Origin of the sequence: Lysinibacillus sp. BS3, assembly GCF_039614735.1 — a bacterium.
In the GTDB taxonomy this organism is placed as follows: domain Bacteria; phylum Bacillota; class Bacilli; order Bacillales_A; family Planococcaceae; genus Lysinibacillus; species Lysinibacillus capsici.
On sequence record NZ_CP154860.1, the window covers coordinates 1,208,001 to 1,222,159 of the forward strand.

General features: G+C 38.0%; 11 protein-coding genes. 1 reads left to right on the plus strand and 10 read right to left on the minus strand.

Features of this window, described 5'->3' with window-relative positions; all coding sequences use genetic code 11:
- Positions 1 to 32 precede the first annotated feature (32 nt).
- The 7 genes from AAJG31_RS06290 to AAJG31_RS06320 all read right to left on the minus strand — a co-directional run bounded on the left by AAJG31_RS06290 (position 33) and on the right by AAJG31_RS06320 (position 7,392).
- The gene (locus AAJG31_RS06290; protein WP_048389879.1) at positions 33 to 350 is read right to left on the minus strand and encodes a DUF378 domain-containing protein; all 318 of its coding nucleotides are present in this window, start codon (positions 348 to 350) and stop codon (positions 33 to 35) included.
- A gap of 182 nt (positions 351 to 532) precedes the next feature.
- Complete coding sequence (locus AAJG31_RS06295) at positions 533 to 1,018, minus strand: methylated-DNA--[protein]-cysteine S-methyltransferase (protein ID WP_048389877.1); 486 nt, start codon at positions 1,016 to 1,018, stop codon at positions 533 to 535.
- Positions 1,005 to 1,919 (minus strand): DNA-3-methyladenine glycosylase, encoded by a 915-nt coding sequence (locus AAJG31_RS06300; protein WP_279494478.1) that lies wholly within the window; start codon positions 1,917 to 1,919, stop codon positions 1,005 to 1,007. The genes AAJG31_RS06295 and AAJG31_RS06300 overlap by 14 nt, the downstream gene beginning before the upstream one ends.
- Positions 1,920 to 1,933: 14 nt before the next feature.
- Positions 1,934 to 2,491, minus strand: coding sequence for an Ada metal-binding domain-containing protein (locus AAJG31_RS06305; protein ID WP_112117678.1), 558 nt, complete (start codon positions 2,489 to 2,491; stop codon positions 1,934 to 1,936).
- A 25-nt stretch (positions 2,492 to 2,516) separates the two neighbouring features.
- Entirely contained in the window at positions 2,517 to 3,284 is a 768-nt protein-coding gene (locus AAJG31_RS06310) for an isocitrate lyase/phosphoenolpyruvate mutase family protein (protein ID WP_054550721.1), read from the minus strand.
- A gap of 753 nt (positions 3,285 to 4,037) precedes the next feature.
- A complete protein-coding gene (locus AAJG31_RS06315) occupies positions 4,038 to 5,336 on the minus strand; it encodes an MFS transporter (protein ID WP_279494477.1) in 1,299 nt (432 codons plus the stop codon).
- Positions 5,337 to 5,358: 22 nt separating this feature from the next.
- The gene (locus tag AAJG31_RS06320) at positions 5,359 to 7,392 is read right to left on the minus strand and encodes a CocE/NonD family hydrolase (protein ID WP_279494476.1); all 2,034 of its coding nucleotides are present in this window, start codon (positions 7,390 to 7,392) and stop codon (positions 5,359 to 5,361) included.
- Between the two features lie 323 nt (positions 7,393 to 7,715).
- Between AAJG31_RS06320 and AAJG31_RS06325 the strand changes: the two genes are divergently transcribed.
- Complete coding sequence (locus AAJG31_RS06325; RefSeq protein WP_054550961.1) at positions 7,716 to 8,366, plus strand: TetR/AcrR family transcriptional regulator; 651 nt, start codon at positions 7,716 to 7,718, stop codon at positions 8,364 to 8,366.
- 82 nt (positions 8,367 to 8,448) lie between these two features.
- Here AAJG31_RS06325 and dinG read toward each other — a convergent pair whose 3' ends face one another.
- The 3 genes from dinG to panD all read right to left on the minus strand — a co-directional run bounded on the left by dinG (position 8,449) and on the right by panD (position 14,159).
- Positions 8,449 to 11,220, minus strand: a complete 2,772-nt coding sequence (gene dinG / locus AAJG31_RS06330; RefSeq protein ID WP_112117674.1) for an ATP-dependent DNA helicase DinG — start codon at positions 11,218 to 11,220, stop codon at positions 8,449 to 8,451.
- Between the two features lie 182 nt (positions 11,221 to 11,402).
- A complete protein-coding gene (locus tag AAJG31_RS06335) occupies positions 11,403 to 13,547 on the minus strand; it encodes a 5'-nucleotidase C-terminal domain-containing protein (RefSeq protein WP_279494475.1) in 2,145 nt (714 codons plus the stop codon).
- A 228-nt stretch (positions 13,548 to 13,775) separates the two neighbouring features.
- A complete protein-coding gene (panD, locus tag AAJG31_RS06340; protein WP_009370842.1) occupies positions 13,776 to 14,159 on the minus strand; it encodes an aspartate 1-decarboxylase in 384 nt (127 codons plus the stop codon).

Genomic DNA, 14,159 nt, shown 5'->3' on the forward strand with positions numbered 1-14,159 from the left:
CGCCAACATGGTCACTAGTTTTTACAGTTTAACTATTTGTTCTCTTTTTTCTCTTCCGTTTTTCTTACTTCTGAGAAATCTGTTTCTTCTCCAGCCTCCATGCCATAGCTAGGATTTCTATCCATACGAGTAAATGTATCTACATCATCCTCGTCTTCAAATCGCTTTACAAGAATAGGAATCGAAATTAGCCCAGCAAGACCAACGAGTGCATAAACCCAACGAGATAAGACCGCCGTTTGTCCACCAAATAAATAAGCCACTAAATCAAATCTAAAGAATCCAATGAGTCCCCAGTTGATTGCACCTATAATAACTAGTACTAAGGCGATTCTATAAAGCACGCTCATGTGTACACCTCCTTTATTTTCAATACTCCAAGCTATATTTCTTAGCAGGGAGGTGTCATAAGAAGCGATAAAATGACAAAGACTAGTCATTACAACCGCCATTTTGACGGTCTTATTTTTTGCAATAACCTCTTTTTTATACTGTGTACAAATGGCGAAATGACGTACTCTGATGAATGGCGTTACTTGGATAAATTTTTATGTGTCTGCTCATGCTGAAGCAGCCATTCTTTGCGCCACATCCCGCCTCCATAACCTGTCAGCGTTCCATTGGAGCCGATAATTCGATGACATGGCACAACAATGCTGATATTATTTTTACCATTCGCACTACCAACAGCCCTTACAGCTTTTTCATTGTTAATAGCAATGGCGATATCCTTGTATGAAGCCGTTTCACCAAATCCTACACTCGGTAAAACATGCCAAACAGCTTGTTGAAAATCTGTACCTCGAAAAACATAAGGAAACGAGAACTCCTGACGATCACCTAGAAAATACTCATGCAATTGCTTAACACATTCTAGTAAAACTTCAGGTGTGTCTTGCTGAGGAGCATTGACGACCTGCTCTCGCTCTGCAAAGTTAATGGCATCAATTGCTGTATCACTTCCCTCAACTTCTATAATCCCAATTGGTGATGAATAATCTAATTTATACCGTTTCATACAGTGACCTCCATAAATAAAAGGTGGCATAAGCTTGCCAGCCTTGCCAATGTTCCGCATAGTTCTTTAATTCTTCAATTGTTGGTTTTCGTTCTAATGCTAGTTGTATTTTTAAAGCATTATGTAGACCTACATCTGCTATAGGAAATGCTGTCGGTTGTTGCAGACATTTCATAAGCACATAATCTGCTGTCCATGCACCAATTCCTCGAATGTCCATTAATCGTTTTTTCATGGCTTCGTAGTCCTCTTGTTGCCACAGCAAATTTTTTGTCAATTGTCCGCTTACGATAATTTTGGCAATATCAATAATGTATTCTGATTTCCTCCGTGTAAATTGGAGGTGGATCAAATCATCTACCTCAATAACGGCTATTCTCTCTGGCGTTGGAAACAGCCAGTAGCTTTGCCCCTCAAAGTAAACATATTCTCCAAAATGCTCGACAAATCTTTTTTTTAACATATAGGCAAAAGTTAAATTTATTTGTTGACCAATAATTGCCCAAATTAATGCTTCAAATAAATCAGGAATCCCGATTAACCGTAATCCATTATATTTCTTCACAAGTGGCTTTAGGATTTGATCGTTTTCAGCCATCTGGTAATACCCCTGCAAATCCTTTGTTAAATCAAACCACTCTGCGATATATTGTGCGATGATCGCCTGTTCATGGCTAGCTGGCTGTTTCATTGGAAATATTACTATTATTTTATGTGCTTGTTCAGTTATTTCACATAAAATAAATTGTTCATCAATCTTCAATAATTTGTAGAGCACATCATCCTTTATATGGTGAAGTATTTCGTGATGTGAGCGCTTTAAGAACTGCAAACACTCTCTATAATTAAATGCTTGTGGTAACTCGATAACTAAATAGCCAACATCGTTTGTCCATTTCATATCATTTCCCTCTCCTACGATAGGTTACGGTATTCTGTAGGCGAACAATTTTTCAGCCGTCGAAAAACTTTATAAAAATTAGATGGGCTTTGAAAGCCAGCTTCATAACATATTTCTAAATTTGTAAAGTCGGTATGTTTTAATAGATGGGCAGCCTTATCAATTCTGATTTTCTCTAAATACGTTCGAGGCGTCTCAGCAGTCTCTTGTTTAAATAGTCGTTCAAGGTGAAAGGGACTGAGGCCAACATGCTCCGCCATATCCTGTAAAGTCACTCTTTGTTTATATTCGTTCATAATAAAAGTCGTGACATTTTTAATCAATTGCGTGTGTGGGGAATGTTCGATTTCAGGCTGACATCGTTTACATGCCCGATAGCCAGCCGCCTCTACTTTTTGGATATCTTCATAAAATTCAACATTCATCTTTTTCGGCTTTCTGGATTTACAGGAAGGACGGCAATAAATCTTAGTAGTTTTAACCGCTGTATAAAAAAGCCCATCATAGGTTTGATCACATGTTATAATCTTTTCCCACTTTTCCTCAAAAGATAAATTGATGGCATTGTCCACGATTATCTCACCTCATTCCCATCGACTATATATATAACGCAGAAGTATCTTGGTCTTTTAATAATTGTGCAGCATGCTGTGTTAAATGCGCAATTATTTTATCTGAAAGTGCATTTCCAAAGCTAAAGCGTTTCACCCCTAATTCTTTTAGTAGCTTGACATTCGTTAAACTAGGTAATGAAAGAAGATTAATGGGCGCATTTATATTACGAGTCATCGCGCTTATTTCATTGGCATCTGTTAAGCCTGGGATAAATATACCACTTGCTCCGCTCTCAATATAAGCTTTTGCTCTTGTTATTGTTTCTTCAAATGGTTGCTCTAATTGAAAATACGTATCTGTTCGAGCATTAATAAAGAAATCTTTATAGCCATGATTATCTAATTCTTTCCTCATGTTTGTTAATAAATAACAGTGTTCAATTATGCTTCTTAAGCCTGTTTGATGTTTAAAGGAATCCTCAATGTTAATCCCTGCTACTCCTACATCTGCCGTTCTCAAAACATTGTCGATAATACTTTGTTCATCATGGCCATACCCCGCTTCTATATCTGCTGATACGGGTATCTTGACTTGCTCTGTAATGGATTGAATAATTGTTAGATGTCGTTGAAAATCGATTTGTTCACCGTCTGCATAGCCAAGTGAGTTCGCTATGCCCCAGCTTGTTGTACCGATTGCTTGAAAGCCTGCCTTTTCTAATGTTAATGCTGATATAACATCCCAAGCATTCCCAATAAATAATAGCTCTTGTGAAAAATGTAAATCATAAAATTGCTGAATTTTTGACATAATATAAGCCTCCATGCTGTTTGTTAGACCTTATATTATCAGGAACTATCCTTTTATTTCGTCCTCAATCTTGCTGTTATGGTCTATAATAATGTTTTAGCAAATAACATGGAAAATACAATAGTCAGAAAAATAAATTTATTCACACTTATTATCCTAGTTATGTTCGCTCTCATCCCCCCTGTTAGCGCAATAGCCCAACAGATAAGCTGCTAGATCCTATTGTGTTAGGACAGCATTTAATTCCAAAATGGTCTCCATCGAAGATATATTGAGTGATGTCCATGATCATTCTTTTGTGGCTAGAAATCAATCGTATCCATTCTTCTGGCATACGAGAGATACTATTTGGTTACGTTTAACCATGGATAATATTTGAATAGATAAAAATGAATCCCATTGGCTAGAGGTAACAGATAAACTAGATAGCATTGATATGTATATCATTATTGGAGTGACTTGCTTTGTGATGGGCGATACAATTCATTCCTTATTATCTAGATGTGACAAGGCTTTATATCAGGCCAAACACCATGGTAGAAATCGTGTGGAATTTTTACTGGATCATACAAAACCGGAGACGAAAATAGAGGCGTCATTATCTTGACGCCTCTGTTTCCCTGTTTACATATTGATTTGTGAATAATCAACTTGTATAAATAGTAAAAAACTATTCGCAGCCTTTTTAGCTATTCATCATTATGTTTAAAAAAAGCTGGCTTTGGAAGAAACCAATGTTAGTTCTAAACTAAATTAAGTAAGTGCCTGTTCCTTGGAAAGCTTTCGTTGTAAAGCAATTTCTCGGCGTTTTTCTTTCGTCACACGCTGCCAAATGACTACTGTAATGAATCCAATAATAGCTAAGCCTAATAAAATACCAAAGAATACTTTATAGCCCGCTGTGCCACCCCAGTAATCTAAACAAGCACCTGCAATAATTGGCATAAAGATTTCACCACTATAACCAATTATCATCAGTGGCATGGACACAGTTCCTGTTGATTCTACTGGATAATCGCCTTCTACTAGAATTGCAAAATGCATCGCTTGCAAAGCATACATAGATGTATAGATAATCCCAATGAACACTAAAAGCATAAGGATAAAAGAAGCTTTTCCTGGTAATAAAATGAGCCCTACTAAACCAAGTGCTAATAAAATATAGCCGATTAACACCATATTCGACACACCAATCCGGTCTCCTATGATTCCTGCACTAAAACTACCAATTGGACGACAATATTGCGAGAAGTAGCCCAAAGCCGCAGCAATTAACGTAGACGCACCAAATGCGGCCGTTGCATAAGGTGTAATGTAATAATAGCTAATAATCATCGCGTAGGACGTAAAGATAAGTATAGTCGCAAGCCAGGTAGTTGGCATCTTCAACACTTTCCAAAGGACTGCCCAATCAAACGTTTTACTGCTCTCTCTATCTTCTGGACTGACAGTTGCTTGATCTGGATCTTTATACAGCATCATAATCATGAGGCCCAACAAAAGACAAATCACAGAATACACCGTAATAACTGCTGAAAGAGCCATTTTATCACTCATATGTTTTGCAAAAAAAGCAAAGATCCCTAAAATCACAGCAGATTGAATAATGTTGGTTACACCACGTCCGCCTTCAAAAAATCCAAAAGCTTTTCCTTGTTCATTTTCAGAGCCTAAAGAACGAACCGCTTTTACTAATGCTCCCCAGAACGTCATAATGGACGTGATTCCCCAAGCAGCATGAATCAGTAGAAGAACTGGATAGGGTGGATACAATAATAATGTAAACCCTAATAATCCTGTGGCTACTAAAGAAATGGTTAATAAATATTTCGTTTTCCAACGATCTGCACAAAATCCTCCAAAAATATAGGAAATTAAACAACAAACACCATACGCACTACCAAGTGTCCCCATTTGTGTATTGGTTAAATGAAATGCATCCAGAAAGACATCATAATAGTAGTTTCTAAAATAAGGCAATGCGTAAATTAAGGCACCTGAAACAGCTAAAATAACTAAAGTAGCTGTATTCTTTTTTAACTTAGCTTCCATATGTTTACCCCTTATATGTTATTTACAAGCCATGACGTTTAATTTTTTGATTCCATTCCTTATGGAAGACTTGTTTGTCATTTTCTTTGATGACCATTTCCCCAACAATTTGGAAGTTTTCCTGATCGGATGTTTTGGTAACCGTAATATCCGCGTCAATCCACCAGCCTTCACGACCAATTTTCATCTTTTGATAGATTGTATACTGAGCTGACAGTGGATCAGCATTCGTTAAGGTTAATTCTCGTTTCAAATTATGTTCTACAGTGACATCAATATCATCAAAGCGATAAATACCTTCACCAAATACGCCTCCAACCCCATCTGTAATGCATGTCCATGTATCTGTTAAAATATCATAGGATATAGAACGATCAACTCTTCCTTCTTGCAGCGTTGTGATTGGCGTTAATGGTGCACTTTCAGCATTCATATTAGGTCCTACTACCTGCTGACCATGGAAGGTTGGCAATGATAAGGTAGCCGTTTCTAGATTTAATGTCAATGTAGCGTCTTCTGGCATTGGCCAAAACATCGGCCAAAACGTTGTAGCTAAGGATAGGCGTAAACGATGCCCCGCTTTAAATTGATGGCCACAGCAATCTAACTGAACAAAGGCCTTCACTTTTTCACCAGGTGTTAACAGGTCAACATGATCATGCCCATTTAAGTGTGTCAGGTTCATCACGCCATAGGATACACGAGTGACAGCTCCATCAGGTGCTACGTCTGATAGCTGTGCAAATAGCATTGCATGTGGTTTGTCACTCATTAATTCCACTTCAAATTTTGGATAGCCCACAATCTCTAAGGCTTTCTCTAGCCTATCCGTTTCAAAAACCATGGCCATTCCATCATCTAATCGTTGGTCTGCTGGACTTTCACCTAGTACGCCAGCGCCCATCCATTCACCAGATAAAAGTCCATGATTTTGAGGAGTTTTTAGTAGGACTTGCTCTTGTTGCTCACTACGGTTTTCTACTATTTTTCCATGTGTCAGTTGATACACCTTAGTTTGTATCGATTCCGCTGCTGGCCACGATTCTAAACCAACCCAATAGCCTTTGCTAATTGGTTTCTTAACGGATGGCTCCATGCTCTCTTCTACCCAGACATTCACCATTGGTCCATCCATTACATCGTTGTCTATTCCTTTTAACCAATGATCCCACCATTTCACAGCTTCTTGTAGAAAGCCCATTGCTGGACCCGGCACTCCATCGTGGGGATAAACATGTGCCCATGGGCCAATGATGCCTTTTCTCGGAACAGAAAGCCCTTCCATTAAACTTAAGACTGTGTTTGTATAGGAATCTTCCCAGCCATCTAGCGCAAAAACTGGGATTTCTATGTCTTGATAATTCTCACAAACTGAACCATGTTTCCAATAATCGTCTCTTGTTTGATGCTCCATCCATTGTGCCATCCATAAAGGCATATTTTCTAATCGTTCCATCCACTTATCACGCCAGCTATCGCCAACAATATGTGGATCAATTGGACGTAACTGGTAGGCTAACATAATAGCACCCCACCAGAAGTTATCGTTTAACAAGCAACCGCCCTTATAGTGAATATCATTGTTATAACGATCATCTGTAAAGCCTACGGTAATAATCGCCTTTAACGCCTTTGGTCGACGAGCTGCTACTTGTAGAGAATTAAATCCGCCCCACGATTTCCCCATCATCCCAATATTGCCATCACACCAGCTTTGGTTAGCAATCCATTCAATGACTTCAAGGGCATCATCCTGCTCTTGCTTTAGATATTCGTCCTTTAATAAACCATCTGACTCACCTGAACCTCGCATATCCACTCGCACAACAGCATAACCATGTCCTGCAAAATAACCGTGCATAGGCTCATCTCTTGCTCTTGTCCCATCTGTTTTACGATAAGGAATATACTCTAAAATGGCTGGTACTTTCTCTCCCAATTTTACATTTGGTAGCCAAATACGACTTGAAAGCCTTGTGCCGTCTGCTAACTCGATCCATGTGTTTTCAATCGTTTCATATGTACACTCAAATTGTGTCACAATTTTTTTACTCATTGTATAATCCTCCCCTTGTGTCTAAGTGCAAGACTCCTAGTTATAACATCCTCTTCGTCTAATTATTCTGAATCTTGATTATTTAGTAATCATGATTATAAAATAATTGTGATTAGTATATCACCTGAAATTCTAATGCACAACTCTGAAAATGACAAAAGCTAATGCTATAATGAAAGAAGATAATTAAAATTGCTATGCTATAATAAGTTTAAATTAGCTACAATAAGGTAAATATATACATTTAATTAATGATTTTACAGTAATTAATTGTTTGTTAGGGGGATATTACTTTGAAGAAAAAGGAAATACAAAGGAGTCGTATGTGGAAATACTTTGTAGATGCCACTGCGGAAATCATCGAAGAAGAAGGGCTGGAAAATGTCACAATCCGGAAGGTTGCTGATAAAGCAGGTTACAACAGTGCTACTATCTACAATTATTTTTCAGAAGTCTCGCATCTTCTATTTTTTGCATCGATGAGATGCATGCAAGACTATACCAACGAAGTTGCTCGCTACATAGAAAGAGGCAAAGATCCTATTGAAAAATACTTATTGGCTTGGGAGTGCTTTTGTCAATATTCCTTCAAACAACCTCAGATTTTTCACGCAGTCTTTATCATGGATTTAGGGGAAACGCCAGAAGCACTATTGGAAAATTATTATAATTTTTACCCCAATGATTTAATCAATATCCCTGATGATTTAAAGACCATTTTATTTCAACACAGTTTAACGAAACGAGGGCGTTCTATGTTAGAGATCGCTTTAAAAGAAGGCTACTTAACTGAAGGCAATGTTGATGCCATCAATGAAATTACACTATTAATTTGGCAAGGTATGTTTACAAACCTATTGAATAATCGCAAAAGTTATGATGCCAACCAAGCAACGGCAATCACTATGAAATATATTACAGAAATCGTTCGTAATGCTAACCTTTTTGATGAGCAAACTAAAAACAAGCAATGAGAATCATACTAGCAATTGCCTTTCTTTAAACGCTTATACAATACGTAAAAACCCCTTCTAGCAATGCTAAAAGGGGTTTCTGCTATTTTTGCCAATGATTTAGTTCCTTTAACAATTCGGGTAGCTGCAATTTCTTTACATCGATAGGTGGTAATGCCTTAATAAACTCTTTCCCATATGACTTACTAGTAATTCGTCGGTCTAGGACAATAAAAGCTCCTTTATCCTGCGAAGAACGTATTAATCGACCAAAGCCTTGCTTAAACCTCATGATCGCTTCTGGTAAGGAAAGCTCCGTAAAGGAATTGCGGCCTAGGGTAGTTAGATGCTTTGCCCTCGCCTTAAAAACAGGCTCTTCTGGTGAAGAAAATGGTAATCGTACGACAATAACAGAGGCAAGTGCATCTCCTGGAACATCTACCCCCTCCCAAAAACTGTTTGTACCAAATAGAACGGCATGACTAAATTTTTGGAAGGATTTTAGAATGCGCATACGGCTACCGCCTGTAACACCTTGTGCAAATAGCATGTAATCATCTAATAGTTCACTATCTTGGATAAGCTCAACTGTTTTTCGTAGCATATCCTGTGCTGTAAAGAGTACAAAGCAACGCCCTTCTGTCATTCGAACAGTCCGCGTAATTGCATGGGCAACAGCCTCAATGTATTCTTCTTGGCTGACATGCTGAATATCTGGCATATCGGTGACGATAAATGCCTTAGCCCCAGCATAGTAGGCTGGTGGAGCTTGTAGTTTCAAGACTTCAACATTATCAGAAATGCCTAACTGGCGTGTAACAAAGCGCTCATTGCCTGGTACCGTTAATGTACCTGATGTCCAAACAATACTTGCTTGCTGACGTAATGGTGCTAATACTTTTTCAATTATCGGCGTCACATTGACAGGCTTCTTAAAAACATGGAGACTGCCAGGGACACTCCGTACATCAAATTCTAACCAAACAGAATTGCCTTCCTGTGGTGACAGAAAAATATCGTCCCATTCAGCAATTTTTATCTTCACTTCTCGAATCCAATATTGCCATTCAGATAATACATATTGATCGTTTTTATCTAGCTGCTCAATCGCATTTTCGAACGACTGTGTAATGCTAGTAGCGAGATCCAGCCATTGCTGGGTTAGTTTGCTTACTTGTGCAAACGTTTCTTTCGCAAATGAAACATCCTCTAAAAACAAGGTGCATTTACTACCTGCTTGTTTCCCTTTCATTTGCTGTTGCAATTTTTGAATAGTTCTCTGGATTGTTTCATCAAATGTCCGTTGCAAACGTATGAATTGTGCATCAAGATGCTGTAAATTTTGCATGGCTACTCGCTGTTTTTTCTTCGCTGCCTGGCAAAACTGTTGAAATAGAGCCGTGTCCTCCATCGTACCAATTTGTCCAAAAATATACTTCCATTGTGTATAGGAGAAGACTACTTCATCCTGCTGCATAGCAGCCTGAATAAATTGATGCGCCTCGTCAATAATCCAGCCATCTATTTCTGTAAAAAGTGGTGTTTGACGCACTAAATCACTTAAAACCATGGCATGATTCGTTACAATACAGTCAGCAACTGCACTGTTCTTTAAAGCTTGCTCATAGAAATCAAAGCCCTTTGAAGGCTTGTCATTCGGTATTTTTCGGATTTTCTCTAAAAACAGTTGTCCGCCACCAGAAACATTGAGCTCGCTCAACACACCAGTCTCTGTTTTGGTCAACCACACAAGTATTTGTAAAATAGTAAATGTATCATCATAGGATTCATCAGCATATGCCATACATTGCTCAAAGCGATCGAGATCAATATAATGCTGCATTCCCTTCAACACACACAAATTCACCTTTGTCCCAAGGATTTTTTCAATCTTTGGTAGCTCTTCTTCTACAAGCTGTTCTTGTAAATAGGAAGTATACGTACTGATGGCAATCTTTTTATTGACAGCACGGGCAAATAAGATGGCTGGAAGTAAATAGCCAGCAGTTTTACCAATACCTGTAGAAGCTTCAATCACGCACTCCTGTTGTTCATGTAATGCCCGCCAAATCGTGTCCATCATGTCAAATTGTGCAGGACGTTCCTCAAAATTTGGTAGTGCCTTTGACATTAAAGTTATTTTCTCATCTACTGATTGAGGGTAGGCAATCGTTTCTGTCACATGCTCATGCTTATTTCGGCCATTGCCAATCGCAAAATTACGGTAATAATGTACATTTTCGCGGCCCGTCGTATGCTGGCGCTTAATTTGCAACGCCTCAAAAAAAAGCTGAGAAATATTTGATTTTAAGCGAAAGGAACGCTTATGCATCTGTTCAAGTGTAAGCTGTGGTAAACTTAGTAGCTCCTTCCAGCAATGCTTGAATAGCTCCGCTGTCGCGCGAGCATCGTCATCCGCTCGATGGGCATTTGCTAACTCAATATTTAAATCGGCCGCTAAATCCCCTAGCTTAAAACCAAGGGACATAGGGAACAAAATTTTAGCTAGCTCCACCGTATCCATTTTTTTACCTTGCCATTTCGGTAGTCCAGCACGTTTAAACTCTGCTTGTAAAAAGGATAAGTCAAAATCTGCATTATGTGCAACAAATACACAGTCAGCAAGTAGCTCATATATGTAATCCGCATGCGCTTCAAATGGGAAGGCATCCTTTACATCCTCATTCGTTATATGCGTTAAATCTTGAATGAAAGTTGGAATAGCTTTCCCCGGATTTATGAACTTCGTATAGGTACGCTCAATTTCCCAATCCTTCATAATAACAATGGCAATTTGAATCATCCGGTCCCCATTGGCTGGTGAATGACCAGTTGTCTCCAAATCTACAATTGCATATTTTTGACTTTCCATCATACATCTCAACTCACAGTTCACATTAGATAAGTTGAATTTTATCATATTATTGGCTCTGCGGCATCCTTTCTCCTCTTTGTTGAATCACCGCATCCATACAAAAAACGCAACCTTGGAGATATCAATCCCCTAAGGTTGCGTTGTGGAATCGTTATGGAGTGCTTACTCAAACAACGTTACGCTTATTGTTTTTTTGCTACATCAACAATACGACCTTCTGTTGTTGTTTTCACTTCTTTTAATGATAATAAGTGTTCTTGGAAATTTTCCCAGTCAGATAAACCTAAATCTGTTACGTGACCTTCTTCGTAAATTTTTCTAAATACTTCATAGCCATCCCCACCTTGCTTAGCAGTAAAGGCGTTTGTTGCTACTGTATATGTTTTATCATCTTCAAATGCTACATACTTACCTGTTGCTTGATCTAAGTATTCAAACGATACTATGCGAGAGCCTGCTTCTTTTGAAGAATCATATTGTAATTTTGCACCTGCAATTTGTAAGAAGCCTCCAAATTGATTTGGTGCTTGTCCTACAGATAGTTCAAATGCTTCTTTTAATTGAGCACCTGTTATATCCATAAGTGCTAATGTGTTACCAAAAGGTAGTACTGTCATAACATGACCTACAGTAATTTCACCTGCTGGAATCGTCTCGCGAATACCACCACCATTTGTAAATGCCATCACAACTTTTTTATCTGAGTATTGTTGTGATTTTGCTAACATGCCATCTGTAATGAGATTACCTAATGCCGCTTCTTGTGTACGTACTAATTCACGTGATCCATCTAATGCTTCATTAAGTTTTACACCAATCTCTTGTTTCATGATTGCATCTACTTTTTCTTTAAACGGTGCAAGTTTTTCTAATGCCGCTTTATCCTCTGCTACTTTACCAAGGTCGATTAATTCACCATTATATTCAGTCACAACACCATTTCCATCAAATGTTACATCTAGTGTACCTAAATACTTTACATACTCATTAGCTTGTACAATTAATGTAGCCTCTTTTGCTTCGCCAGCTGTATTTGTATCTACGATAAATGGTTTGTCTAATTTTGTATGATCATGTGCACCTACAATAATGTCAATACCATCTACATTTTTTGCTAATAGTTGGTCATTATCTATATTCGCATTATCTTCAAATCCAATATGTGTTAAGGCGATAATTTTGTTAACCCCCATACCTTCAAAAGCCGCTACTGCTTTTTTGGCCTCTTCAATGTAATTTGAGAATGTTACTTTATCTGGAGATGCAACAGCTTTTGTTTCTTCTGTTGTTAAACCAAAAATACCAACTTTTTCTCCATCAATTTCTTTTACAATACCAGAATAAATTTTACCATTTTCAGGTTCACTTGAAATTAAGTCTGTAAATAAACCAGTGAATTTATCATCTGCTGAGAAATCTGTATTGGCATCCACAAATGGGAATTTAGCCCCTTTAACAAAATCCGCTAATGCTTGATGACCTTCTGGAGAGGCACCTAAATCAAATTCATGGTTACCAAATACCATTGCATCAAAGCCAATTTCATTTAATAGCGCTAGATCTGCTTGTCCATGGAATTCATTGAAATATAATGTACCATTAAATGCATCGCCAGCATGTAATGTTAAAACATTTTTCTTTGCTTCCCTTTGTTCTTTTACAGCTGTCGCCAATTTAGGTAATTCATTTGCACGAGCATGTGTATCATTCACATGTAAAATCGATAATGAGAATGCATCTGCTGGTGTTTCAGGAGTCTCTGGTGTTTCTGGTGTTTCTGGAGTCTCTGGAGTTTCTGGGTTTGATTTTGTTAGAGCCTCAGCAATGAATGTTGCCAGTTGTCCACGTGTAACTTTTTCACTAGCCTCATGATTTTTTGCACTTTCTAGCTCTGGTAATGTTGGGATAGATGCTAAAATTTTTGCTAAATCACCATGTGTAATTGTTTGGTTTGGACGGAAAGTATTATCTCCATAGCCTGTAATGACATTTAATCCTACAAGGGCTGCAATTGAGCCATAATAAGGATTTGATGCACTAATATCCGTAAATTTTGGATCCTCTACTTCTTTTGTATCCAATTTTAATGCGCCTGCAATCATTTTTGCCGCTTGTCCACGTGTGACATTTGTATCTGGTTTGAATGTACCATCTGGGTAACCACTAATAATCCCTGCTGCATAAAGTGTAGAAATGCCTTCAAAATCTGCATGACTTTCCTTTACATCCGAAAAAGGACTTGCTGCTGATGCTGGTACTACCGCTACCGCTGTTACAGCCAATGCTGCTGCAGTTACTGTTAAAAATTTGTTACGTTTATTTTCCATGACAAATGATACCTCCACTAGTAAAATGATGTACTAACAACTAAATTCTACATAAATATGACGCAAAATACTAGAACATTTGTAAAATTATAATTTTGTTAACTAGTTTAATAGTAATAAAAGCAAATTTTTGCCAGTAACTTTTGATATAAACGTAATCGCAAAAAAGGAGGATTGGCTATGCTCTGCCATCCTCCTCTCTAGTATTAATTTATTCTATGGCTGAATTCACATCACAGTTGCTTCTGGCTCGTGTGCGATCATTTCCTTAATTGTATTGCCCTCTCCCATGATGGCTACAGTTGGTTGATGGTCTTTTGCCTCATGATTATCCACATACACATAGGAAATAATAATGACAATATCACCACGCTGCACAAGTCTTGCTGCTGCGCCATTAACACAAATGACACCTGATCCTCGTTCACCAGCTATAATATATGTTTCAAAACGAGCGCCATTATTGTTATTAACAACATGTACTTTTTCGTTTGCCAGCATACCTACTGCATCTAAAATATCTTCATCTATTGTTATGGAGCCTACATAGTTTAAATCTGCCTGTGTCACTGTTGCACGGTGGATTTTACTATTCATCATCATACGTAACAT